Here is a 25,100-nt window from a genome sequence, read left to right on the forward strand (position 1 = left end):
GAAGAAAATTATTCTGCAAAAGGGTCACGTAAAATCATGGTTTCGACACGATCCGGACCTGTTGAAAGAATATCCACTGGGACACCGGTCACTTCTTCAATACGTTTGATATAGTTTAGGCAGTTTTGTGGCAATTTATTGACATCGGTAATACGGAAAGTATTTTCTTTCCAGCCCGGCATGGTTTCATAAATTGGTTCAACCCCTTCCCAATCTTTTGCCGCAAGTGGAGCGTATTCTACAATGTCTCCATTTGGCATTTTGTATGCTACGCAGATTTTGACTTCATCAAAACCATCTAACACATCAAGTTTTGTCATACAGAAACCGGAAATTGAATTAAGTTGGATTGCACGACGAATAGCGACCGCATCAAACCAACCACAACGACGGGCACGACCGGTTACTGCACCAAATTCATTTCCTTTGCGTGCAATTTCTGCGCCCACATCATCGAATAATTCAGTGGTGAAGGGGCCGCCACCCACTCGGGTACAGTAGGCTTTAATAATGCCTAATACGTAATCCAAATTACGAGGGCCGAAACCTGATCCGGTTGCAACCCCACCCGCAGTGGTATTTGAACTGGTGACGTATGGATAGGTGCCGTGGTCGATATCTAACATTGTACCTTGCGCACCTTCAAACAAGATGTTGTCACCATTTTTGCGTGCAGTATCTAAAATCGTGGTGATGTCTGCTACCATACCGGTGATAATATCGGCCACCGCCATTACTTCATCTAAGGTTTTTTGATAATCAACCGGCTCGACTTTATAGTAGTTCACGAATTGGAAATTATAGTATTCAAGAATATTTTTGAGTTTTTCAGCGAACGCTTCTTTATCAAATAAATCGCCGACCCGTAAACCACGTCGTGCAACTTTATCTTCATAAGCAGGGCCAATACCGCGACCGGTAGTACCAATTGCTTTTTTACCCAATGCTGCCTCACGAGCATGATCCATCGCAACGTGATATGGGAGGATTAAAGGACAAGCCTCGGAAATTAATAAACGCTCGCGGACATTGATACCACGGCTTTCAAGCTCGCCCATTTCTTGCATTAATGCGGCAGGTGAAAGTACCACGCCATTGCCGATAAGGCAGGTTACATTTTGGCGTAAAATACCGGATGGGATTAAACGTAAGACGGTTTTTTCACCATTAATAATCAGCGTGTGCCCCGCGTTATGACCGCCTTGATAGCGTACAACGTATTTTACGCGATCCGTTAATAAATCAACGATTTTACCCTTACCTTCATCGCCCCATTGAGCACCCAAGATAACGACACTTTTTCCCATAACTTCCACCTTTTAAATTTGGTTGATTGATCAAATGAATAGCCTGATGTTTTTTTATTCTTTTTGATTATCCTAAAAATTAAATTCTACACTTTAATTAAGGGATGAATATTAGTTTAGAACGAATCACGGCTCGCTATATTAAACTATTCTGCTATCACTTTCTAGCTTTGATGTGTCTTGAATTTGATGATAAATCAATGGTTTTTTCTTTTACGGCGGAACAAAAGATTGAATAATCCGAGCAATAAACCGATTCCGCCGCTGATGAATCCCCAGCTGTTTCGTCCTATTGCTTCGGGGGGTTGTGGGCTTTTAGTGAAATGAAAGCCGGTAAAATTTTCATCAAGCGGATTAACGGATTTCATCATATTGAGTTTACCTTGCCAATCTTGATGCTCTACGCTATTGCCATAAGGAATGTTACCCAAATTGAGTTCTGCGGCAGTTTTGACTTGAGTAAATAAATTTTTCCATTGAAGAATAAGTGTGTCATAGCGCTCTTTTTGAGTGATGATATTAATATGATTAAGCAGTGAAGACAGTAATTCCTGCGATTCTCTTGCTTCATCTAATGTCAGGGTGATTTTTCCGGTGTTAGAACTAATAGATTGGAAATGGGTATTTTTGATTAAATCATTTAATAGTTGGGTATTTTCAGTCACATCTTCACTGATTTTTTGCTTGTAATAGGTCGAATTTTCCCAAAACTGTTTTAGGTTGTTATAAGCAACCAATTGTTCGGTAAAATTTTGATAGACTAATTCGGGAATTTTATTTTCAATACTATCTTGTCCTTGCATCAGGTGATACATGGAGAAGAGCGAATAATAATTGCCTAGTTGAGATAAGGTAGGATAAGTGATTTCCGCTTCTGTTTTCCATTTGGGCTTTATCCAATAGCTTGATACATAGCCGATGACGCTAAAAAGTGCGGTTGAAATTATGAGTGTTTTTAACGTCTTCAAATATGACATTTTCCATTTCCTCTTCGTTTTTATTGAGATTTGATTCTAAGATTCCTTTCTACGTGACTTACAGCTTAGAACAAAGGATAACAGTATTGAAGTCACATTTTGATTTGTTCAAAAGTGACTTCATTATTTAAGTAAAGGGGATTATTCAAATAGCGATTTATGTAACGAACGAAGTACCTTATCGGCATGTTCACTTGGCACTAACATACAAATATTATTGGTGCTGGCGCCGTAGCTGATCATTCGGATATTATAATTTTCTAGTGTGTCAAAAATGCGTTTTGCCACACCGGCTGCAATGTGTAAATCATTGCCGATCAGTGCAACTAAGGATAAACCAGTATCCACTTTTACGGTGCAATATTGTCTTAGTTCTTCCAGTAATTCATTGGAAAGTAATTCTGTGCCGGACGATGTTGATCCTGTTTTATCCAAGGTTAATGCAATGCTGATTTCTGATGTAGTGATCGTATCCACTGAAATTTTATGTTTTGCCAAAATACCGAAAACATTTGCTAAAAAGCCTTGTGCATGCAGCATACTGAGGCTTGAAAGTGTTAACAGGGTTTGTTCTCGGCGTAATGCGATGGCTCGGAAAGTCGGGCGTGGTTGGGGATCGCGTGTTACCCAAGTTCCGCCATCTTGTGGGGCTTTACTTGAGCCAACATAAACCGGAATATTGCTACGAACGGCTGGAAGTAAGGTTGCCGGATGGAGGACTTTAGCCCCGAAGGTTGCCATCTCCGCCGCTTCAGCGAAACTCATGGTATCAATGCGTTGTGCCGTTGGGACGATAAGGGGATCTGTCGTGTAGATACCGGCAACATCCGTCCAAATTAAGACATCTTTTGCGTTAAGAACTTCCGCTAACAAGGCGGCGGAATAATCACTGCCGCCACGTCCTAACGTGGTCGTTTTACCACCGGGTTCACGACCAATAAATCCTTGAGTAATGATTAATTCCCCGCGATCAATCATCGGTTTTAAAATATTGTTACTGTTGCTTTGGGTTTTTTCATCATCGGGAGCGGCTTTACCAAAATGAGTATTGGTTGCCACGATATTACGTACATCAAGCCAAGTTGCACTGGTGTTTTGTTCACGCAAAATTTCAATAAAAATTTGAGTTGACATCATCTCCCCGTGGCTGATTAATTCGTCAGTCAATGCAGCTGATGTGGAGAGACTTGCTGCTTCAGAAAGGTATTCGATATTTTCAAGGTATTTTTCAATGATTGGGCGAACTCGGCTGTCATCTTTAAGTTCATTTAAAATATTTTCTTGAATGTGGCGGACTTCACCAACTAATCTTCTACGCTCCTCTGCTTCTACGCCGTTTGCGAGTTCTACCAAAAGATTGGTAACACCGGCAGAAGCGGAAAGCACCACAACGCGTGTATTGGGATCGGCAATAATGATTTTTGCACAAGCAGTCATTGCCGCATAATTTGCAACGGAAGTACCACCAAATTTGGCGACGGATAAATGAGACATAACGAATTCTCCCTGTGAATAAAGATTTTAAGTATTGTGTTTGCAAGGTTATAGGAATAACGATTTAGCCAAAAATTGTCAAATAAATTCCATAAAAAACGCTAAAAAGAGTTCATTCAAAAAATATAAATGAACTAGGGAATATTTAAAGATATTCATTGATTATTAGGGAGCGGAAGTGGTTCGGGATCGCCTAAAAAATAGGGTTGAACGCCAATTAGTAGATCAAAGATTGCTTTTATGCGGGCAAAGGTTTCCCGAATTCTTGTACCAAAATAAATGTCGGGTTGCTTGGCGGTGAAGCAAATGGCATCAATATCATAATATCTTGCGATGAACAGGGCACGTTCGCAATGAAATTTTTGGCTGATAATGGTATAGGCAGGAATCTGGAACACCTTATCGGCTCTGATGATGGAATCTAGTGTGCGGAAACCGGCAAAATCTTGAAAAAGCCTATCTTCAGAAATACCCATTTTACGTAAATCTCTGAACATATTACGTGGTTCGTTGTAGTGTAATGTGCGGTTATCACCGCTAAGCAGAAGATAGCTGACCTTTTGATTTTCGATAAGGGTTTTAGCGGCAGCAAGGCGGTTGGTGTAGTAATCGTTGGTTTTTCCGGTCGCCACATATTTTGATGTGCCGAGTACGAGCCCATAGGGGCGGTAAGGCAGTCTATCGGCATTTTCAAATACTCGATCACGAACGGATAAGCTGATTACTTGATCGATAACGAGGAAAATTAAAAGAAAGAAGGCACTTAAACCACATAGCCAGAGAATTATTTTTTTGCAATGAAAGCGATGCCGGAGGGAAAGTGCGGTCATTTTAAGCGTATTTTTTGAATCAATCATAGTAACTAACATAATGAAAACTGGGAGTTAGTTCAAGCGGAATTTTACGTTCTTTTCCTATGTGTTTATTTAGCCGTTTAGACGGCTAAAATTTCTTGACAAAGATAATAAGCTGTCGATAATTGAAAATATCTTTATCTTACGTAGTAGGTTTTCAATGTCAGTTCAGAATGTGGTGCTTTTTCAGGATAATCCGCTAGCGCTTGTGTTAGGCGGTGAGATTTCGCCCATTAATGTGGCTTATCAAACTTATGGAACATTGAATGCCGATAAAAGTAACGCTGTATTAATTTGCCATGCCTTAACCGGTGATGCCGAACCTTATTTTCCTCATAAAGAGCAAACGGGTTGGTGGCAGAATTTTATGGGTGATGGGCTTGCCTTAGATACTTCTCGTTATTTCTTTATTTGTTCTAATGTCTTGGGGGGATGTAAAGGCACGAGCGGTCCTTCTTCCCTTAATCCTAAAACAGGTAAACCTTATGGTAGCCTCTTTCCGGCGATTACTGTGCAGGACATTGTGCATGTGCAAAAAGCATTAATTGATTATTTGGGCGTGACGCATTTGAAAGCCGTGATTGGTGGCTCTTTCGGGGGAATGCAAGCCACTCAATGGGGCATTGAATATCCGGATTTTGTCGATAATATCGTGAATCTTTGTTCTTCGCTTTTTTTCAGTGCCGAAGCCATCGGATTCAATCATGTTATGCGCCAAGCGGTGATGAATGATCCCAATTTTAATGGCGGAGATTATTATGATGGCACACCTCCCGACCAAGGTTTATCTATTGCTCGAATGTTAGGTATGTTGACTTATCGTACGGATTTACAGCTTGCCAAAGCTTTTGGGCGAGCAGCGAAATCGGAGGGGGATTTTTGGGGCGATTATTTCCAAGTGGAATCTTATCTGAGTTATCAAGGGAAAAAATTTCTTGAACGCTTTGATGCCAATAGCTATCTTCATCTATTGCGAGCATTGGATATGTATGACCCAAGTTTGGGTTATCTTGATGTAAAAACGGCACTTTCACGCATTAAAGCACATTATACTCTCGTTTCTGTTACGACGGATCAATTATTTAAATCTATAGACCTACATAAAAGCAAACAATTGTTAGAGCAAAGTCAGGTTGATTTGGATTTTCACGAGTTTCCATCAATTTACGGACATGATGCCTTTTTGGTTGATTATGATGGATTTGATAAATGGATTCGGGAAGGATTGGATAAAAAATAATAATTTTATCGCTGATTCAAAATGGACTGGATATAAAAAAGTGCGGTCATAAATTTTCTTGATTTTATGACCGCACTTTATTGTTTAATTAGAGATCAAAATCCCCAAAATCTTTAGTATCCACTTTAGAATCAATCTGACCGACAAGATAAGAACTCACTTCTACTTCTTGTGGCGCTACTTGTACGTTATCGGAAACCAACCAAGCATTGATCCAAGGAATTGGGTTAGAACGGGCTTGGAATGGTAATGGTAAACCAACCGCTTGCATACGGATATTGGTGATGTATTCCACATATTGCACCAAAATATCTCTGTTTAAACCGATCATTGAACCGTCTTTAAACAAATAATCCGCCCATTCTTTTTCCTGTTCCGCTGCGGCGAGGAATAAGTCATAAGCTTCTTGCTTGCATTCTTCGGCAATTTCTGCCATTTCAGGGTCGTCCTGACCGGCCGCCATAATGTTTAAAATATGCTGTGTACCAGTCAAATGTAAGGCTTCATCACGGGCGATAAATTTAATGATTTTTGCGTTACCTTCCATTAATTGACGTTCCGCAAAAGCGAAAGAGCAGGCGAAAGACACGTAGAAACGAATGGCTTCAAGGGCATTCACACTCATTAAGCAAAGGTAAAGTTGTCTTTTGAGATTGCGTAAGGTAACAACACATTCTTTTCCGTCCACCGTGTATATGCCTTCACCGTATAGCCCGTAAAGCTGGCTATCACGAATCAAGTCATCATAGTAGGAAGAAATATCTTTTGCACGCTTGATGATTTCTTCATTGGTGACAATATCATCAAAGACAATAGACGGATCATTCACAATATTACGAATAATATGGGTGTAAGAACGGCTGTGAATGGTTTCAGAGAACGTCCAAGTTTCGATCCAAGTTTCTAATTCAGGAATAGATACCAACGGTAACAATGCCACATTTGGACTGCGACCTTGAATAGAATCCAATAGGGTCTGATATTTTAAGTTACTGATGAAAATATGTTTTTCATGTTCCGGTAAAGCCGCATAGTCGATACGATCTTGAGAAACATCTACTTCTTCCGGACGCCAGAAGAAAGAAAGTTGTTTTTCAATGAGCTTTTCAAAAGTCTCATATTTTTGTTGATCGTAACGGGCAACGTTAACGTTTTGACCAAAGAACATAGGTTCTTTGAGTTGATCGTTTTTAGTTTGTGAGAAGGTTGTGTAGGCCATTTGGTTTTCCTCTATTGTAAAAGTGCGGTCGATTTTAACCCACTTTAAATGGTTGATTAATTAGATCTTACATGCCCCGCCTGCACAGCCGTCATCAAGATCTTCTTGGGCATCTTCGGCACCGTCGCGGGTGTTTTGGTAGTAAAGCGTTTTTAAGCCGTATTTGTAAGCGGTTAATAAATCTTTTAATAAAACTTTCATCGGCACTTTACCGTCTTCAAAACGTTTTGGATCGTAGTTAGTGTTAGCGGAAATCGCTTGATCCACGAATTTTTGCATAATACCCACTAAGTGTAGATAGCCATCATTGCTTGGAATATCCCACAGTAATTCGTATTGCTCACTCAAGTTTTCGTAGTCCGGCACCACTTGTTTTAAGATCCCATCTTTTGAGGCTTTCACACTTACATGACCACGTGGTGGCTCAATACCATTGGTAGCATTAGAGATCTGTGATGATGTTTCTGACGGCATTAATGCGGTGAGCGTAGAGTTACGCAAACCAAACTCTTGAATCTCTTGACGCAAACTCTCCCAGTCGTAGTGCAACGGTTCTTGCGTCAGACTATCAATATCTTTTTTATAGCTATCAATCGGCAAAATGCCTTGTGCATAAGTGGTTTCATTGAAATATTCACAAGCCCCTTGCTCTTTGGCTAAATTCATTGAGGCTTTCAATAAATAATATTGAATCGCTTCAAAGGTGCGGTGGGTTAAATCATTCGCACTGCCATCGGAATAACGCACGCCATTTTTCGCTAAGTAATAGGCATAGTTAATCACGCCAATCCCTAAAGAACGGCGGGCAAGGGAACTGCGTTTTGCGGCTGCAACAGGATAGTCTTGATAGTCGAGTAAAGCATCCAATGCTCGAACCGCAAGATCCGCTAATCCTTCTAATTCATCAAGGTTTTCAATTTTACCTAAGTTAAATGCAGAGAGGGTGCAAAGAGCAATCTCACCGTTTTCATCATGAATATGATTTAATGGTTTGGTTGGTAACGCAATTTCTAAACATAGGTTAGATTGGCGTACCGGTGCCAGTTGTGGATTAAACGGCGAATGGGTATTGCAGTGATCCACATTTTGAATATAGATACGACCGGTTGAGGCTCGTTCTTGCATTAACAAAGAGAAAATTTCAACCGCTTTAACGGAACGCTTACGAATGCTCGGATCTTGCTCGTATTTGAGGTAAAGCTCTTCAAATTTATCTTGATCGGCAAAGAAGGCTTCGTAAAGTCCCGGTACATCGGAAGGACTGAATAAGGTAATATCGCCGCCTTTAATTAAGCGTTGATACATTAACTTATTTAATTGAACACCGTAGTCCATATGGCGCACACGGTTATCTTCCACACCACGATTATTTTTTAACACCAGTAGGCTTTCAGCCTCTAAATGCCATAACGGGTAGTAAACTGTTGCCGCACCGCCACGCACGCCACCTTGTGAACAAGATTTCACCGCGGTTTGGAAATATTTATAGAACGGAATACAGCCCGTATGGAAAGCTTCACCACCACGGATTTCACTACCCAAGGCACGAATCGCACCGGCGTTTACGCCAATTCCCGCCCGTTGGGAAACATATTTCACAATAGCAGAGGCGGTAGCATTGATGGAATCCAAGCTATCGCCACATTCAATTAAAACACAAGAACTGAACTGGCGGGTTGGCGTTCTTACCCCCGCCATAATTGGGGTTGGTAAGGAAATTTTAAATGTAGAAGTCGCATCGTAAAAACGCTTGATATAGTCCAAGCGGGTTTCCTGAGGATATTTTGAGAATAAACTCGCTGCCACCAATAAATAAAGGAATTGTGCCGATTCGTAAATCTCACCGGTAACACGGTTCTGTACTAAATACTTGCCTTCCAGCTGTTTGACTGCCGCATAGGAAAACGTCATATCACGCCAGTGATCGATAAAGCTGTCCATTTCATCCCATTCTTCACGAGTATAATCGTCCAAAAGGGCGTGATCATATTTGCCCATACGCACAAGTTTTTTTACGTGCTCATATAAACGAGGCGGATCGAAATGACCATAGGCTTTTTTGCGCAAATGGAAAATCGCTAAACGAGCGGCAAGATATTGGTAATCAGGCGTATCTTTGCTGATTAAATCTGCAGCTGCTTTGATGATGGTTTCGTGAATATCAGAAGTACGAATACCTTCGTAAAATTGGATGTGTGAACGTAATTCTACCTGAGAGACGGAAACATTTTCTAATCCTTCAGCCGCCCAAGTAATGACGCGGTGAATTTTATCAAGATTGATTTGTTCTTGCGTGCCATCACGTTTTGTCACCATTAAACTTTTGTTCATAAGTACGAGCCCTATTATTGTTATGATATTTTTTGAACACAAGATATAGTGTTCATAAAAGAACAGAACACAAGATAATGTGTTTTTCTATTAGGATCAAGTGATAAATTTTCTCTCAAGATGATTGACAAAAGATAAGTTATTTAAAAACAAATACTTTTCTTAGAAATGTAAAGATATGAATTTTTACTTGAAAAAATGCAAAAAGTGCGGTTGAAAAATCAGGTCATTTTCAACCGCACTTTAATTGATTAGGTAAATGATTTTCAGGAAGATCAGTTTAAATATTTGAACACTTTAACGACTTTTTGTACGCCGCTGATTTTGCTGGCAATGTCTGCGGCGGCGTCCGCTTGGGCTTGCGTGACATTGCCCAATAAGAACACTTCACCATTTTCAGTGATCACCTTCACATCCGTTGATTTCACTCGATCATCTACTAACATTTTGGATTTTACTTGTGTGGTGATCCAGCTGTCTTTGCTGATTTGCCCGATAGTAATTTTAGGACTTACGCGTAATTCATTATAGACATCGGTGACCCCATCCACACCTTTTGCTAGGCTAGTGGCGGTTTCCTTTGTACTTTCACTTGGTACTTGACCGATTAATAGTACCCGTGAGTTGTAAGACACAGCATTTACGCGAGCCTCAGATTTGATTTGTTCATCTTTATCTAAGGCATTTTCGACTTTAAATTCAAGGGTTTCATCATCGACTTGTGTACCCATTGTACGCGGATCCGTTGCTACTTTTGTGCCTGCTGCAGCACCGCCAAGTACTGCGGCAACACAGCCTTGCAGTAAAACGGTAGCACTTATAATAAATGCCAGTTTTTTAAATGAGGTTAGTTTCATTTTTCTCTCCTTTATTTAAATGAATCAGTCACTTAGTCAGATAAATGCTGAAATAGTTTAGTGTCGATAGGCATTCTATCAAACTCTTGGAAATAATGTTTGATCGATCAGTTCACAAATGGCATTAATCACAAATAAATGATTCTCCAAAATACGGCTTTCTTTGTTGGTAGGAATGGAAATTTCCAAATCCTGTTCTGCTAATAAGCCTTGAATCGCATCATTATTTGAACCGGTTAAGGCAATCACGCTAATTTCTTTGCTTACAGCATTGGCAATGGTATTGAGTACGGCTTTTTCTATGCCGAGCGGGGCAAAGCCAATTAGTAAATCACCGGGTTTTGCCACCGCATTGAATTGATGTTGATAGAGGTTTTCCGGTGAATGATCAAAAACTAATGAAGAACCGACCGCACTTTCTAGGTTGAGTAGGACGGAAGGAAAACTTGGGCGTTCAATATCGTAGCGGTTAAGTAGATTGGAAACCAGAAATTGTGCATTGGCGTAAGAGCGTGAGATGCCACAGGCGATCACTTTATTGCCATTAAGTAAACATTGAATCACTTTTTGGCTAGCATTGGCGATATTTTCCGTCAGTAAACTAGAGGCGGAAATTTGAATTTGTATGCTTTCGCTATAAATGTCTTTAACTTGTTGTAACATAATTGAAAATAAAATTAGTCGAGAAAATTAGGAATCCATTGGATATCTTGTGTCGTTTTGCCGAAAGCAACGAGATCAAAACGGCAATCGGCATCTTCTAAACTGAGATTTTGTTTCGCAAGCCAGAGATTTGCCGCATCAAGCCATTTTTGTTGTTTATGCCAATCGACACTCTCGATAGCCGAGCCAAAGTGTGCGTTTGAACGTTGGCGTACTTCTACAAACACAATCGTTTGTCCGTCTTGCATAATAAGATCTAATTCGCCACATTTGAAATACTGATTTGCTGCAATAAAAATCAGTCCTTTTGATTCCAAAAAAAGACGGGCTTGATGCTCAAAGCCCGCTCCTTGTTGACGTTTTAAAGAAAACATCTTAGTTGGCTACCGGTACGACTTGACCATTTTGGTATTGGAACCAAGTCATATCACGTTCTACATTGCAGTTTGATCCTGCACTTAAGATGCCGGTTAAACCGCTTAATTGATAGCCCGGCACTTGGCGTAATTCATTGAAATGATTGATTAATAGCCAAGCATCTGCCCCCATGGCATATAATCGCATAAGCTGATATTCACTGCCTGTTGAACTCGCTACTTTTTGATATTGTGCGGAGGTTGATTCTTTAAAGAAAGGAATATCGCTAAATTGCACGCCCTCCATTTGTATTGCATATTCTGAGGAATTATTTGCCGTATTGGTACGTGAACTTGCGTAAATTTTCACGTTCGGTAGGCTGTTGGCAAGATAACCTTTCATTTCTGCCAGCTCATCAGGATTAGCGAGCGCATAAAGTGCGGTTGTATTTGAGGCATTTTCTTGGAAGAAGTAAGGTACATCTGCTGTTAAGTTATAGTAACGGATATTGGCATCCGTTGAGGCTAATTGTTGCCAACGAACATTAAAGGCATTGCCGACACGTTGACCTAGCTCATTTTGTGGCATCGCAACAACAGGATTACGTACACCATCATTCCACATTTTGGTGGCGGCAGATTCGGCTTCATCCTCCGGTGATAAACCGTAATAACACATTTGGTTAATGGCTCGGACATTTGGCGTTGCGTTTAATGCCAATACATCGATCCCTTGCACGGATGCAGGGTTATTAATGATTGCCTCAACATTTTGTTTTAAAAGTGGCCCTACTAATGCTTTTACGCCGGATTGTTTGGCTTGTGCGATAATCTCGTCAATGGAATAAGTCGATGAATCAAAAATTTGCACCGGAATGGTGGAATTTCCTTTGGCATCATTAAAGCCGGATAGAATAGTATTGCCTAAAATTTGCCCGTCACCGCTAACCGGTAAGATTAAACCGATTTGCGCAAGGTTCGTTTGTTGGAAATTTAATAAACTTTGTAATTCTTTTGGGAACAGAGTGGTTGCGGCATGATTTGGATAAGCGCTTTTCCACTGTTGTAGGGCTTGGCTTAATTGCACAGGCTGACGAATATTATCATTATAGGCTTTAATTAAAGTCAGCCACCCACCTAGTGCCACATTCCCTTCATCTGATGCATTATTGATCACGCCGGTGTTAGCGGAACGTAATAGCGCCCAAGTTTTATCTATATTATCTTGGCGACGTTGCACATCGGAGAGATTTTCATCCATTTTGATACGGGATTTTACGGCTTCAATGACATCTTTACGATTTTCAAAAACAGTGGCTTGTGTTTCATAATAACGAGATTTTTGAGAGGCGCTTAGTTTATTTAAATCAATTAAACGTAATTGGCTTTCCGCTACATCGTTTGCGCCTTTTGCAGCTGAAAGACGGGCTTCAATTAATAGACGATCAAGTTTTTGGGCATCATTTAGTTCGCCTAATTCAGATAATATTGCCTCGGATTGGGCAATTTTGTTCTCTGTAATAAATGCGCGTGCAGCGAGTAATTTATAGGTTTCTTTATCTTCAATACTTGGTGTCTGTTCCAATTTGTTCATATAAAATTCAGAACTGGCGTTGGCATCACGTTGAAGTGTTTCGGTGAAGCTGCTACCGAATAAATTGGAACAGCCGGCTAACGCCACTGATAATAAAATTGGTATTAAACGTTTTTTAAAACCTGCACCTTGTAATAGAATAGCCATATTCTTTTTTGCTCCATGATGAATGAGTCAATAATAGGGGCGATCTTACTTACCTCAAATCTTAAAAGCAAACAAAAATGAACGATTTAAGTGGAATTTTATATATTGTGGCAACGCCAATTGGTAATTTGCAAGACATTACTCAACGTGCTGTGGAAATCTTTTCCCAAGTGGATTTAATTGCCGCGGAAGACACTCGTCACAGTGGTTTGTTGCTCAGTCACTATGGTATTAAAAAGCCGTTTTTTGCATTACATGATCATAATGAACAAGAAAAAGCCGCTGTTTTGGTAGAAAAACTGAAACAAGGGGTAAATATTGCATTAATATCTGATGCCGGTACACCTTTAATTAGTGATCCCGGTTTTCATTTAGTGCGTCAATGTCGTGAGGTGGGAATCCGTGTTGTGCCTTTACCGGGTGCTTGTGCTGCAATTACGGCGCTATGCGCTTCCGGTATCGCTTCGGATCGTTTTTGTTTTGAAGGTTTTTTGCCGGCGAAAAGCAAGGCTCGTAGGGATAAATTAGAAAATGTGGCAAAAGAAGAGCGCACTTTGATATTTTATGAATCTACCCACCGCATTTTAGATACCCTTTCCGATATGCAAGAGGTACTTGGCGAAGATCGCTATGTGGTGCTTGCCCGTGAAATCACGAAAACATGGGAAACGATAGTGGGTGATACCGTAAAAAATTTACGGCAATGGTTAGATGAAGACCCCAACCGAACTAAGGGGGAAATGGTGTTGATTGTGGAAGGTCAACCTAAGCGAGAAAATGAGGGGGAATTTTCTCCTCAAGCGATTAAAGCCTTAACCTTGATTACCCAAGAACTGCCTCTTAAAAAAGCGGCGGCAATTGTGGCGGAATTATATGGTTACAAGAAAAATGCCTTATATCAATTTGGTTTAGAACATTTATAAGCGATTTTTTATTTTACAAAAACTTGCTGTTTTTTGACCGCACTTTTTAGCTAAGTTTTATTTTATAGACCTCGTCTATTTACGGAGAAGAATATGTTAAAACAGGTTTCGGAAAGTTTATTGACTCCAAGTCATTTATCCACCAAAGAATTATTAAATATTTTTGATCTAATGTCGCACCGCAATATTGATTATGCGGATTTATATTTTCAGCTTAGCCAAGATGAAAATTGGGTATTGGAAGATGGGATTATTAAAGAGGGTGGTTTTCACATTGATCGTGGCGTAGGGGTTCGTGCGGTATCCGGTGAAAAAACCGGTTTTGCTTACTCGGATCAAATTAACCTTGCTTCACTGCAACAATGTGCCAATGCAGTGAAGGGCATTGCGCAACGTCAGCAAGGCAACATTATTGTACCAAATGCACTTAATGCCGTAAATCCGACTATGCGTTATGCTTCCATTAATCCGTTGGAAAGCCTTTCTAAAGAAAAGAAAATTGAATTATTACATTTAGTTGATCGTACTGCTCGAGCGGAAGATCCGCGTGTCACCCGAGTTTCTGCCGGTTTAAGTGCGGTTTATGAAGAAGTATTGGTGATGGCAACAGATGGCACATTAGCCGCCGATATTCGGCCGCTTGTCCGTTTGTCAATTTCTGTATTAGTGGAAGAAAATGGAAAACGTGAGCGGGGAAGTTGTGGTTCCGGTGGACGCTTTGGATTGGATTGGTTCTTTGAAACGGTCGATGGTGATATTCGAGCCATCAATTTTGCGAAAGAAGCGGTTCGTCAAGCCTTGGTTAATTTAGGTGCTGTGGCGGCACCGGCAGGACTTATGCCGGTTGTGTTAGGCGCAGGGTGGCCGGGTGTGCTATTGCATGAAGCGGTAGGGCATGGGCTGGAAGGCGATTTTAATCGTAAAGAAAGTTCCCTATTTACAGGGAAAATTGGTGAATTAGTCACCTCCCCGCTTTGTACGATTGTTGATGATGGTACGATTGCTCATCGCCGTGGTTCTCTCACCATTGATGATGAAGGTGTACCAAGTCAATGCAATGTACTCATTAAAGACGGCATTTTGCAGGGCTATATGCAAGATAAAATGAATGCCCGTTTAATGGGCGTGAAGCCTACGGGTAATGGCCGTCGAGAATCTTATGCACATTTACCGATGCCACGTATGACAAACACTTATATGCTGGCGGGGCAGAGTCAATTTGAGGATCTAATCGCTTCTGTAGATCACGGCGTTTATGCTCCGCACTTTGGTGGTGGGCAAGTGGACATCACTTCAGGTAAATTTGTGTTTTCTACCTCTGAAGCCTATCTGATTGAAAAGGGGAAAATCACTAAGCCGGTAAAAGGCGCAACGCTAATCGGTAGCGGTATTGAGGTGATGCAAAAAATTTCGATGGTGGCAGATCAAACCGAGTTAGATTTAGGCATTGGCGTTTGTGGTAAAGACGGACAAAGTGTACCGGTTGGCGTAGGTCAACCGGCATTGAAGATTGATGAAATCACTGTGGGTGGTACAAATTAATTGAAAAAATCACCGCACTTTGTTAGGGAGAGGACGTTTTGTTTTTATCTAAGTGATTGGCAAAACGTCCGTTGTGACTAATTTCTCACACAAATTTTTTCAAATTCATCAAAAAATGTTGGGAATGTTTTTGCGGTGCATTTCGGATCAAGAATCGTGACCGGGGTATCTGAAAGTGCGACTAAGGCAAAGCACATTGCCATGCGGTGATCGTTATAAGTCTTAATTTCAGCAGGTTGGAATTGATCTAATGGAAGCGGTTGAATACGAATGAAATCCTCTCCTTCCTCGACTTCAGCACCGATTTTACGCAATTCTGTGGCCATCGCTGTAAGGCGATCCGTTTCTTTTACACGCCAGTTGTAGATATTGCGAATGGTGGTTTCACCTGTTGCAAAAAGTGCGGTGGTGGCGATAGTCATAGCCGCATCGGGAATATGGTTCATATCCATATCAATCCCCTGAAGATTCGCTTTTTCGGCTTGAATAAAATCCTCTCCCCAAGTAATTTTAGCCCCCATTTTTTCTAATACATTAGCGAATAATCGGTCACCTTGGATTGAATTTTTGCCAATCCCGGTCACTTTGACCTTGCCTTTAATGGCTGCGGCAGCCAAGAAATAAGAGGCTGAAGAGGCATCACCTTCTACTAAATATTTCCCAGGGGAAAGATAGGATTGGTTACCTTTAATGTGGAAACGCTGATAGCCTTGATTTTCAACGGTTATGCCAAAATCTTTCATCATAGCCAATGTAATATCAATGTAGGGTTTGGAAACCAATTCACCGATAATCTCAATATCCATATCACTTTCTGCAAGCGGAGCGACCATTAAAAGTGCGGTCAAAAATTGTGATGAAATTGAACCGTCAATTTTTACTTTTCCACCTTTCATTCCGGTGTTGCGAATAGCAAGGGGAGGGTAGCCTTCATTTTCTAAATAACGTACATTTGCGCCGGCTTGATGAAGGGCATCCACTAAATGACGAATTGGGCGTTCTTTCATTCGAGGTTCACCGGTGAGAATGACTTCACCTTCTGTTGCGCTTTTCAGACAAAGTGCAGCGGTTAAGGGACGCATAGCTGTCCCGGCATTGCCAAGAAAAAGTGAAAGCCCGCCCTGAATATTAAATGCACCACCTAATCCTTCAATTTCACAGATTCTTTTATCTTCAGAAAGTTGATAATTTACGCCGAGTGCTTTAAGGGCGTTTAACATATGACGAATATCATCACTATCAAGCAAATTGGTGACTTTTGTTGTGCCTTTGGCTAGTGCGGCAAGGAGTAATGCCCGATTAGATAAACTTTTTGAGCCCGGGAGATTGATGGTTCCTTCTACCGAACAAATAGGTGTAAGCGTGATTTTTTCCATTACAGCACCACCGTCTTATTTTTATAAACAAAAATTTTATCGTGTAATGCAAGGTCAAGTGCTCTGCTTAACACGGTTTTTTCTACATCTCTTCCAGCACGCATCATTGCATCTGCGCTATAGGTATGATCGATATGAATGACATTTTGCATAATAATTGGCCCTTGATCCAATTCATTGTTGATGAAATGAGCGGTTGCACCAATGATTTTTACACCACGTTCATAGGCTTGTTGATAGGGCTTAGCACCAATAAATGCCGGTAGGAAGGAGTGATGAATATTGATCACACGGTTTGGATAACGTTCGACAAATTTAGGATTGAGTACACGCATATATTTTGCCAAGACAATATAATCCGGTGCGTATTCATCAATTTTTTCTGCAAGTAATTTATCATGTTCAATACGCGTTAAACCTTCGTGGCTGATACAATGAAAAGGAATATCAAAACGTTCAACTAACTCTTGTAAATTGCTATGGTTGCCAATTACTGCTGCAATTTCTACATCCAAAGCCCCATAATAATTTTTCATTAAAATATCACCAAGACAATGGGCTTCTTTTGTAACCAAAATGACAATGCGTTTACGTTGTGTACTAATTAAACGACAATTTGTTCCTTTAGGTAAACTATATTTGAGATCTTCAAGTAATGTTGTTTCGTTAAAAATTCCTTCAAGTTCGGTACGCATAAAGAAATGTTTTGTCTCGAAATCAACAAATTCATTATTATGTAAGATATTCAGTTGATGTTTATAGCAAATATTTGTGATTTTTGCGATTAAACCTTTATCATCCGGACAATCTGTGAGAAGTACTTTTTTTTCAATCATGATATTAATACTGCATTTATTGTAATAAAAGAAAAAAGAACCCATAGGAATATGGGTTCTTGAGAATTGAATAATTAGATTTCAAAATCAGATAATGATTGACCAGCGTTTAATGCATCTTGAATAACACTTGGTGTGCGTCCTTGACCTGTCCATGTTTTTTGTTTTCCATTTGTATCGGTATATTGATATTTTGCAGGACGGGGCGCTCGTTTTTGGCGAATACTGGATGTACCAACACCAGTGATAATATCCTGTAATTCTTCTATAGTAATTCCTTCTTGTTTCATTAATTCTTTATATTTTTCAATACGTGCTTGACGTTCAATTTCAGCTTTTTGCATTTCTTCCATTTGAACACGTTTTTCTGCAACTGCCTCTTCAAATTTCTTTAATGAGTTTTCTGCTTGTTCTAATGTAAGATCACGTACAACAGAACGAATAGTACGAAGATTGGTAAATGCTTTAATTAAATCAGACATAGTAAACCTCAGTGATATATACAATATGAATTGGGTTATTATAATAACGAAACTCATCTAGAAGGTAAATATTAAATAAGAAAATAAATGACTTACTAATATTGCAAGATTTATATTATTGAGTACTTAATTTAGGTTAACTGAGATTATTTAATAGAAACTATTAGATCTTTTCCATTTTTTCTTGTAATCTTAAATTCCCTATAAAAGTAGAGGTGCGGTTACTATAAGTATTTTTTCTGAGTGGATAACGATGACGAAAAAAGAAAGGAGTCACTGCCGAAATCAGTTAAAAGTCATTTTGACTGGTTGGTAACGTATCTGAAAGGAACGTTACTGTCATAGTGATTAACTATGGAGCGCTACGGTTAGGCTAGTCATTTCAAGTCTATTTTCTGCCGTTGTCTCCATTATTTTTAGGTATAACATAATGGAACTTATCGATTATTCTTCTTCAATTTGGTCTATCCTTCCCGCTTTATTGGCGATTGTATTGGCTATCTCGACACGCCGTGTATTAATCTCTTTAAGTGCCGGTATTTTAGTGGGGGCTTTGATGCTCAATGAGGTCTCAATTCTACCGACATTAACTTATTTGAAAGATAACATTGTCTCATTGGTGTATAGTGAGGGGGCAATTAATTCAAATATGAACATCGTGCTTTTTTTAATTTTGCTTGGCATTTTGACCGCACTTTTAACCGTTTCAGGTAGTAATCGTGCTTTTGCAGAATGGGCTCAATCACGTATTAAGGATCGTCGTGGGGCAAAATTATTGGCCGCATCATTGGTTTTTATCACGTTTATTGATGATTATTTCCATAGCCTTGCAGTGGGGGCAATTGCCCGTCCTGTGACGGATCGTTTTCAAGTTTCCCGTCCTAAATTGGCATATATTTTAGATTCAACAGCCGCACCCATGTGCGTGATGATGCCTGTTTCAAGCTGGGGAGCTTATATCATCACTCTAGTCGCAGGTTTACTTACCACTTACTCCATTACTGAATATACGCCGATGGGGGCATTTGTAGCAATGAGTTCAATGAACTACTATGCGATTTTTGCCCTATTAATGGTGTTTTTTGTGGCTTATTTTTCTTTTGATATTGGTTCCATGGCTCGTCATGAAAAAGCGGCAATAGCACGAGAAAATCATGAGCAGGAAGAAGTATCCGGCGTAAAAGGTCATGTTCGGAATCTTGTTTTCCCTATTTTAGTTTTAATTGTCGCTACGGTTTCAATGATGATGTATACCGGTGGACAAGCTCTTGCTGAAGCAGATTCGTCATTTTCTGTGTTAGGTGCTTTTGAAAATACGAATGTTGGGGGTTCTCTCGTTGTTGGTGGCGTCAGTGCGGTTATTATTTCCTCAATTTTAATTATGTTAGATCGCCAAGTGAGTTTTTCTGAATACGTACTGAGTTGGGGATTAGGCATTAAATCTATGCTTGGTGCGATTGCGATTTTATTTTTTGCTTGGACAATCAATAAAATTGTGGGTGATATGCAAACGGGCAAATACCTATCTTCCTTGGTTTCGGGCAGTATCCCTGTTCAATTTTTACCGGTTATTTTATTTATTCTCGGTGCTGCAATGGCATTTTCAACCGGTACAAGTTGGGGGACGTTCGGTATTATGTTACCGATTGCCGCGGCGATGGCAACGAATGCTGCGCCGGAGTTGATGTTACCTTGCCTTTCTGCTGTGATGGCAGGCGCAGTATGTGGTGATCATTGTTCACCGGTTTCGGATACTACGATTTTATCCTCCACAGGGGCAAAATGTAATCATATGGATCATGTAACAACACAGTTACCTTATGCCTTAAGTGTGGCAGCAGCGACTTGCGTCGGTTATATCGTTGTTGGCTTTACGAAATCAGGCGTTGCCGGTTTTATTGCAACCGCAATATTTCTAGCTGTACTCGTTTTTATTGTAAAAAAACGTTAAAAATTTAGTTTTATTCAAATAATTAAATAAAAATTATATTTTATAAAATGCGGCTTAATGTCGCATTTTTTTTGATTTTTAAATGCGTGGTTTTTCTTTATGCTATATTTTTATGAATTATTAGTTATTAATTCTGATTTAATGAGTTTTTTGTGTTTTTAGGAGACTAGACAAAGATTTTTTTCTTAGTATGATGAAAGAGATTGAGCAAACGATTGCTCTATTATTAGTAATGGAAAGTGCGGTCAATTTTAGGAGTGAATGATGAAAAAATTATCCGGTGCAGAAATGGTAGTACAATCACTACGTGATGAAGGCGTAGAGTATTTGTTTGGTTATCCTGGGGGGGCAGTGCTTGATATTTATGATGCGATTCATACCCTTGGTGGTATTGAGCATATTCTTGTACGTCATGAACAAGCCGCTGTTCATATGGCAGATGGTTATGCGCGTGCAACGGGCAAGGTGGGTTGTGTGTTGGTGACATCCGGCCCAGGTGCAACGAATGCCATCACCGGTATCGCGACTGCTTATGCGGATTCTGTTCCTATGGTAGTGATTTCAGGGCAGGTAATGAGCCATTTAATTGGTCGTGATGCATTCCAAGAATGTGATATGGTGGGGATTTCACGCCCAGTGGTAAAACACAGTTTTATTGTCAAAAAAGCAGAAGATATTCCGGAAACAATCAAAAAAGCCTTTTATATTGCCTCAAGCGGTCGTCCTGGTCCTGTTGTGGTAGATATTCCAAAAGATACGGTAAACCCGAATCATAAATTTCCTTATGAATATCCAAAATCTGTTGAAATGCGTTCTTATAACCCAACGGTAAACGGACATAAAGGACAGATTAAAAAAGCGCTCAAAGCCTTATTAGTGGCAAAAAAACCGGTGTTATTCGTAGGCGGAGGGGCGGTTGCCGCAGAATGTAATGAAGCATTAACCCAATTTGCTCAACGTTTGAATTTACCGGTTACCGCATCGCTGATGGGATTAGGTGTCTATCCGAGTACGGATAAACAATTCCTAGGTATGCTTGGTATGCACGGGACTTATGAAGCCAATAATGCGATGCATGAAAGCGATTTAATTTTGGGTATTGGGGTACGTTTTGATGATCGTACGACCAACAATCTTGAAAAATATTGTCCAAATGCGAAAGTCATTCAAATTGATATTGATCCGACATCTATTTCTAAAAATGTCCAAGTGGCAATCCCCATTGTTGGCAATGCCAAAAATATCTTAGATGAATTTTTAGGTTTATTAGGTGAAGAGGGGGGGAATTGCCCACAAAATCATCTTGAAGACTGGTGGAAACAAATTAATGAGTGGAAAGCCAAAAACTGCTTGGATTTCGACCGCACTTCAGGTGTGATTAAACCTCAACAAGTGATGGAAGCCGTTTACCGTATTACTCATGGTGAGGCTTATGTCGCTTCGGATGTTGGACAACATCAAATGTTTGCGGCATTGCATTACCCATTTAATCAACCGCGTCGCTGGATCAATTCTGGTGGGTTAGGCACGATGGGCTTTGGTTTACCTGCTGCATTGGGGGTAAAACTTGCGCAACCAAACGCAACGGTAGTATGTGTGACGGGGGATGGTAGCATTCAAATGAATATTCAGGAATTATCCACCGCAACACAATACGGTATTCCTATTGTCATTATTTGTTTGAATAATCATTTTTTAGGCATGGTAAAACAATGGCAAGACTTGATTTATTCGGGACGGCATTCGCAAACTTATATGAATTCTCTTCCGGATTTTGTGAAATTGGCAGAATCCTATGGACACATAGGAATTAAGATTGCTACACCCGATGAGTTGGAAAGCAAATTAGAAGAGGCATTTAAACTTAAAAATAAGCTCGTCTTTGTCGATATTAATGTTGATGAAAGTGAACATGTTTATCCAATGCAAGTGCGTGGTGGCGCAATGAATGAAATGATTTTAAGCAAACCTCAAGAGGAGAAAGCATAATGCGTAGAGTATTATCTGTTTTATTAGAAAATGAATCCGGCGCATTATCGCGCGTAGTCGGTTTATTCTCTCAACGGGCATTTAATATTGAAAGCCTGACTGTTGCCCCAACGGATGATCCCACTTTATCAAGGATGACCATTGAAGCCGTAGGCGATGAACAAGTTCTTGAACAAATTGAAAAACAACTGCATAAACTTGTGGATGTCTTTAAAGTGATTAATCTCAGTGATCACGAACATGTTGAACGTGAGGTTTTATTGGTAAAAATACGTGCAACAGGCGCATCACGTGATGAAATTAAACGTCTTGCCGATATTTTTCGCGGTCAGATTGTGGATGTTACGCCTAAATCTTATACCGTTCAATTAACAGGGACGAAAGATAAACTTGATGCTTTTGTTAAAGCGGTGAAAGAAGAAACCACTTTGTTGGAAATTGTTCGTTCAGGTTTGATCAGTTTATCACGTGGAGAGAAAAATATTCTCTAGGAAAAAGTGCGGTTGATTTTCTCCGCATTTTCATGGCTATCATAACTATATGATTAAAAGGACGCAGCTTGGCGTCCTTAATGATTGGATTTTTAAAAATCACTTCATTATTCAGGTTTCGCTTCCTTGATCGGCGCATTATCTAAGACATCCCATAAACTGCCTCGGGGTTCAGTTGGCGTAGGGCGGGGAGCTGTATCATAAGATGGCATAGTAGTTGAGGTACTGCAAAAACTCTGCCCTTTATTTGCCCATACAGGAATAGCACGGTTACTGCCACAATCCCAACTACCATATTGATTAATCCCAACCCATTTTATCGCCGCGGGCTTTTGCAGTTTTAATTTTTCAATGTAAACACGATTGAGATAGTCTTTATAAATTTGTAGTGCACCGGATGCGCCGGTCAGTTTAGTTTCACCGTTATCATCACGCCCGAGCCAAATGGTACTCACATTTCGTCCGTCAATACCGACAAACCATGTATCACGTGCGTCATTTGTGGTACCGGTTTTTCCGGCTAAATGAAGATTCGCATAGTCATTTTGTAAACTGCGCGCAGTGCCTCGTTCCACGGTTTGTTGCATCGCAAATAAGGTTTGGAAGGCCGCTTCTTGGGAGACGACTTGTTCAGCCTCTTTTTTATGCAGATAAATTAGATTACCTTGGCGATCTGAAATGCTATCCACGGTAGTTAAATCAATTCTTCCACCTTGGTTGGCGATGGTTTGATAGAGTTTCGTCACATCGTAAGGGGAAATAGCGTAAGAACCAAGTAACATTGCCGGCACTTTAGGGATTGCTACATTATCCCAACCCATCGCTTTTTGTGTATCAATTACCTTATTTAAACCCACTTTCATACCAATATTAACAGTCGGAATATTTAAAGAACGGGCAAGGGCGTCCATCAGCATGACCGAACCGCTATATTTACGATCATAGTTACGCGGCTGCCAAGGTGGGCTACCTTTTACGTTAATAGTAATCGGTTGATTATTAATCGGCGTGTTGAGACGGAATTGCTCAGGATAAGAAAGTGCGGTCAAATAAATAGAAGGTTTGACCAATGATCCTATTTGACGTTTCGACATTAATGCCCGATTGAAACCGGCATATTGGGTTTGTAATCCACCGACAACGGAGCGAATTTCACCGGTACGATAATCTGCCACAATCATTGCGCCTTCTAAATAAGGATTTTTCGTTGTCACCTGTAATTTAGAAACCGTATTGACCACGGCATTTTCCGACTGTACCTGCTGTTTGAGATCCATGGTTGAGAAAATACGCGCACCAAGTAGGCTAGCGCTTTTATGTTCACCCACTAGACGGCGTAAGTCTGTTCGTAATGTTTGAATAAAAGCAGGATATTTACGTGAAATTTGCCCCTTAGTCTGCACGCCAAGAGGGCGGTTGCTAAGTAATTCGTAAAGTTCATCACCAATCATTTGATGATCGAGCATTAGTTTTAACACGACATTACGGCGTTTAAGGGCATTTTGAGGATTTCGCCACGGATTAAAGAGAGAAGGGCCTTTTACCATCCCTACGAGTAAAGCAATCTGATCGAGACTGATTTCACGAACCGAACGGCCGAAATAAAACTGACTAGCAAGTTCAAAACCGTGAATTTGCGTATTGCCGTTTTGCCCAAGATAAATTTCATTAAGATAGGTTTCGAGGATACGATTTTTATCGTAACGCCAATCTAAAATCAGTGCCATGATCGCTTCGTTAGCTTTACGGGCAAGGGTGCGTTCGCTAGATAAAAAAAGATTTTTAACTAATTGTTGGGTTAATGTGCTACCGCCTTGTACCGTTTGACCGGCACGAATATTGGTGATCAATGCGCGCATAATCCCAATGGGATTAATGCCGTGATGGTCATAAAAACGGCGATCTTCCGTTAAGATGAGCGCATCAATTAGTAAACGAGGATAATTTTGCAGAGGAATGGCAAGACGATCTTCGTTGTCTGATTCCAACATTGCGATAAGTTTTGGCGCAAGACGAAATTCATCAATAGCTTGAACAGTGACAAGATCTTCAATTCGACTTAATTTATTGTCTGTAAAACGCAAGCGTAATACTCGCTGCGGTTCCGGTTTATCGGGGAAAGGGAAGGCACGGCGTAAAATAACTATCGTATTATCTTCCAATTTGAAATCGCCGGGAGCGGCAACCATCGTGGTCTGGCGATATTCATTATCCAATAAAATTTGAACGACCTCATCAAAACTGAGGTCATCGGAAATTTTGACGCTTTCAATTCGGCTATATACTTCAGCGGGTAAACGCCAAATTTGCCCGTCCATTTTGGCTTGAATTTGCCAATCTAAATAGCCGCCATAAAAAGCCGCGAGTACAGCTGTTGTGAATCCGGCTTTGAATAGAAATATTTTGCAAGCATGACGCTTGCTTGGTTTCAATTCTTGGCTTTTTTCTTGTTTGTTGTTTTCTGCGGTCAT

Annotated in this window: 20 protein-coding genes and 1 riboswitch; of the genes, 6 read left to right on the forward strand and 14 right to left on the reverse strand. The window is 40.3% G+C overall.

What is annotated here, in order from left to right:
• Nucleotides 1–8 precede the first annotated feature (8 nt).
• From purA to E4T92_RS06075, 4 genes are all read right to left on the reverse strand, one after another.
• The gene (purA, locus tag E4T92_RS06060; RefSeq protein ID WP_135093841.1) at nt 9–1,307 is read right to left on the reverse strand and encodes an adenylosuccinate synthase; all 1,299 of its coding nucleotides are present in this window, start codon (nt 1,305–1,307) and stop codon (nt 9–11) included.
• A gap of 197 nt (nt 1,308–1,504) precedes the next feature.
• A complete protein-coding gene (locus E4T92_RS06065; RefSeq protein ID WP_135093842.1) occupies nt 1,505–2,284 on the reverse strand; it encodes a hypothetical protein in 780 nt (259 codons plus the stop codon).
• 141 nt (nt 2,285–2,425) lie between these two features.
• On the reverse strand, nt 2,426–3,778 hold the full coding sequence (lysC, locus tag E4T92_RS06070) for a lysine-sensitive aspartokinase 3 (protein ID WP_135093843.1): 1,353 nt from the start codon (nt 3,776–3,778) through the stop codon (nt 2,426–2,428).
• 155 nt (nt 3,779–3,933) lie between these two features.
• Nucleotides 3,934–4,635 (reverse strand): ElyC/SanA/YdcF family protein, encoded by a 702-nt coding sequence (locus E4T92_RS06075; protein WP_228063562.1) that lies wholly within the window; start codon nt 4,633–4,635, stop codon nt 3,934–3,936.
• 157 nt (nt 4,636–4,792) lie between these two features.
• On the opposite strand from E4T92_RS06075, the gene E4T92_RS06080 reads away from it, so the two are divergent.
• A complete protein-coding gene (locus E4T92_RS06080; protein WP_135093844.1) occupies nt 4,793–5,872 on the forward strand; it encodes a homoserine O-acetyltransferase in 1,080 nt (359 codons plus the stop codon).
• 88 nt (nt 5,873–5,960) lie between these two features.
• Here E4T92_RS06080 and nrdB read toward each other — a convergent pair whose 3' ends face one another.
• From nrdB to E4T92_RS06110, 6 genes are all read right to left on the reverse strand, one after another.
• A complete protein-coding gene (gene nrdB / locus E4T92_RS06085) occupies nt 5,961–7,091 on the reverse strand; it encodes a class Ia ribonucleoside-diphosphate reductase subunit beta (RefSeq protein WP_135093845.1) in 1,131 nt (376 codons plus the stop codon).
• 60 nt (nt 7,092–7,151) lie between these two features.
• A complete protein-coding gene (gene nrdA, locus E4T92_RS06090; RefSeq protein ID WP_077542267.1) occupies nt 7,152–9,422 on the reverse strand; it encodes a class 1a ribonucleoside-diphosphate reductase subunit alpha in 2,271 nt (756 codons plus the stop codon).
• 275 nt (nt 9,423–9,697) lie between these two features.
• Nucleotides 9,698–10,279: a division/outer membrane stress-associated lipid-binding lipoprotein gene (gene dolP, locus E4T92_RS06095; RefSeq protein WP_077542268.1), complete on the reverse strand. Its 582-nt coding sequence runs from the start codon at nt 10,277–10,279 to the stop codon at nt 9,698–9,700.
• Nucleotides 10,280–10,357: 78 nt separating this feature from the next.
• Nucleotides 10,358–10,942: an SIS domain-containing protein gene (locus E4T92_RS06100; RefSeq protein ID WP_135093846.1), complete on the reverse strand. Its 585-nt coding sequence runs from the start codon at nt 10,940–10,942 to the stop codon at nt 10,358–10,360.
• Nucleotides 10,943–10,956: 14 nt separating this feature from the next.
• Nucleotides 10,957–11,316 (reverse strand): YraN family protein, encoded by a 360-nt coding sequence (locus E4T92_RS06105; protein ID WP_135093847.1) that lies wholly within the window; start codon nt 11,314–11,316, stop codon nt 10,957–10,959.
• Between the two features lies 1 nt (nt 11,317).
• Nucleotides 11,318–13,039, reverse strand: coding sequence for a penicillin-binding protein activator (locus E4T92_RS06110; RefSeq protein ID WP_135093848.1), 1,722 nt, complete (start codon nt 13,037–13,039; stop codon nt 11,318–11,320).
• Nucleotides 13,040–13,116: 77 nt separating this feature from the next.
• Between E4T92_RS06110 and rsmI the strand changes: the two genes are divergently transcribed.
• Both rsmI and tldD read left to right on the forward strand, forming a co-directional pair.
• A complete protein-coding gene (gene rsmI / locus E4T92_RS06115; RefSeq protein WP_135093849.1) occupies nt 13,117–13,962 on the forward strand; it encodes a 16S rRNA (cytidine(1402)-2'-O)-methyltransferase in 846 nt (281 codons plus the stop codon).
• Between the two features lie 93 nt (nt 13,963–14,055).
• Complete coding sequence (gene tldD, locus E4T92_RS06120; protein ID WP_135093850.1) at nt 14,056–15,504, forward strand: metalloprotease TldD; 1,449 nt, start codon at nt 14,056–14,058, stop codon at nt 15,502–15,504.
• 77 nt (nt 15,505–15,581) lie between these two features.
• Here the strand turns inward: tldD and aroA are convergent, their stop codons facing one another.
• The 3 genes from aroA to E4T92_RS06135 all read right to left on the reverse strand — a co-directional run bounded on the left by aroA (nt 15,582) and on the right by E4T92_RS06135 (nt 18,198).
• Nucleotides 15,582–16,880 carry a 3-phosphoshikimate 1-carboxyvinyltransferase gene (gene aroA, locus E4T92_RS06125; RefSeq protein ID WP_135093851.1) on the reverse strand — a complete coding sequence of 433 codons (1,299 nt, stop codon included), beginning with the start codon at nt 16,878–16,880 and terminating at the stop codon, nt 15,582–15,584.
• Nucleotides 16,880–17,716 (reverse strand): formyltetrahydrofolate deformylase, encoded by an 837-nt coding sequence (purU, locus tag E4T92_RS06130; RefSeq protein ID WP_135093852.1) that lies wholly within the window; start codon nt 17,714–17,716, stop codon nt 16,880–16,882. The genes aroA and purU overlap by 1 nt, the downstream gene beginning before the upstream one ends.
• Nucleotides 17,717–17,790: 74 nt before the next feature.
• Entirely contained in the window at nt 17,791–18,198 is a 408-nt protein-coding gene (locus E4T92_RS06135) for an H-NS family nucleoid-associated regulatory protein (protein ID WP_135093853.1), read from the reverse strand.
• 202 nt (nt 18,199–18,400) lie between these two features.
• A riboswitch (Lysine riboswitch) is annotated at nt 18,401–18,571 on the forward strand.
• Nucleotides 18,572–18,628: 57 nt separating this feature from the next.
• Here E4T92_RS06135 and E4T92_RS06145 point away from each other — a divergent pair.
• From E4T92_RS06145 to ilvN, 3 genes are all read left to right on the forward strand, one after another.
• Nucleotides 18,629–20,149, forward strand: coding sequence for a Na+/H+ antiporter NhaC family protein (locus E4T92_RS06145; protein WP_135093854.1), 1,521 nt, complete (start codon nt 18,629–18,631; stop codon nt 20,147–20,149).
• 264 nt (nt 20,150–20,413) lie between these two features.
• Nucleotides 20,414–22,138, forward strand: coding sequence for an acetolactate synthase 3 large subunit (locus E4T92_RS06150; RefSeq protein WP_135093865.1), 1,725 nt, complete (start codon nt 20,414–20,416; stop codon nt 22,136–22,138).
• A complete protein-coding gene (gene ilvN, locus E4T92_RS06155) occupies nt 22,138–22,629 on the forward strand; it encodes an acetolactate synthase small subunit (protein ID WP_077542278.1) in 492 nt (163 codons plus the stop codon). The genes E4T92_RS06150 and ilvN overlap by 1 nt, the downstream gene beginning before the upstream one ends.
• Nucleotides 22,630–22,736: 107 nt before the next feature.
• On the opposite strand, the gene mrcB is transcribed toward ilvN, so the two are convergent.
• Nucleotides 22,737–25,100 carry a penicillin-binding protein 1B gene (gene mrcB, locus E4T92_RS06160; RefSeq protein WP_135093855.1) on the reverse strand — a complete coding sequence of 788 codons (2,364 nt, stop codon included), beginning with the start codon at nt 25,098–25,100 and terminating at the stop codon, nt 22,737–22,739.

The sequence above is a fragment of the Pasteurella sp. WM03 genome, from assembly GCF_004570945.1.
Lineage (GTDB): Bacteria > Pseudomonadota > Gammaproteobacteria > Enterobacterales > Pasteurellaceae > Rodentibacter.

Coding starts and splice junctions, on each gene's coding strand:
- lysC (WP_135093843.1), bottom strand. CDS start 3,778: ATGTCTCATTTATCCGTCGCCAAATTTGGTGGTACTTCCGTTGCAAAT.
- dolP (WP_077542268.1), bottom strand. CDS start 10,279: ATGAAACTAACCTCATTTAAAAAACTGGCATTTATTATAAGTGCTACC.
- E4T92_RS06105 (WP_135093847.1), bottom strand. CDS start 11,316: ATGTTTTCTTTAAAACGTCAACAAGGAGCGGGCTTTGAGCATCAAGCC.
- E4T92_RS06145 (WP_135093854.1), top strand. CDS start 18,629: ATGGAACTTATCGATTATTCTTCTTCAATTTGGTCTATCCTTCCCGCT.
- purU (WP_135093852.1), bottom strand. CDS start 17,716: ATGATTGAAAAAAAAGTACTTCTCACAGATTGTCCGGATGATAAAGGT.
- E4T92_RS06080 (WP_135093844.1), top strand. CDS start 4,793: ATGTCAGTTCAGAATGTGGTGCTTTTTCAGGATAATCCGCTAGCGCTT.
- E4T92_RS06150 (WP_135093865.1), top strand. CDS start 20,414: ATGAAAAAATTATCCGGTGCAGAAATGGTAGTACAATCACTACGTGAT.
- E4T92_RS06100 (WP_135093846.1), bottom strand. CDS start 10,942: ATGTTACAACAAGTTAAAGACATTTATAGCGAAAGCATACAAATTCAA.
- ilvN (WP_077542278.1), top strand. CDS start 22,138: ATGCGTAGAGTATTATCTGTTTTATTAGAAAATGAATCCGGCGCATTA.
- aroA (WP_135093851.1), bottom strand. CDS start 16,880: ATGGAAAAAATCACGCTTACACCTATTTGTTCGGTAGAAGGAACCATC.
- E4T92_RS06110 (WP_135093848.1), bottom strand. CDS start 13,039: ATGGCTATTCTATTACAAGGTGCAGGTTTTAAAAAACGTTTAATACCA.
- nrdB (WP_135093845.1), bottom strand. CDS start 7,091: ATGGCCTACACAACCTTCTCACAAACTAAAAACGATCAACTCAAAGAA.
- mrcB (WP_135093855.1), bottom strand. CDS start 25,100: ATGACCGCAGAAAACAACAAACAAGAAAAAAGCCAAGAATTGAAACCA.
- E4T92_RS06075 (WP_228063562.1), bottom strand. CDS start 4,635: ATGATTGATTCAAAAAATACGCTTAAAATGACCGCACTTTCCCTCCGG.
- rsmI (WP_135093849.1), top strand. CDS start 13,117: ATGAACGATTTAAGTGGAATTTTATATATTGTGGCAACGCCAATTGGT.
- nrdA (WP_077542267.1), bottom strand. CDS start 9,422: ATGAACAAAAGTTTAATGGTGACAAAACGTGATGGCACGCAAGAACAA.
- purA (WP_135093841.1), bottom strand. CDS start 1,307: ATGGGAAAAAGTGTCGTTATCTTGGGTGCTCAATGGGGCGATGAAGGT.
- tldD (WP_135093850.1), top strand. CDS start 14,056: ATGTTAAAACAGGTTTCGGAAAGTTTATTGACTCCAAGTCATTTATCC.
- E4T92_RS06135 (WP_135093853.1), bottom strand. CDS start 18,198: ATGTCTGATTTAATTAAAGCATTTACCAATCTTCGTACTATTCGTTCT.
- E4T92_RS06065 (WP_135093842.1), bottom strand. CDS start 2,284: ATGTCATATTTGAAGACGTTAAAAACACTCATAATTTCAACCGCACTT.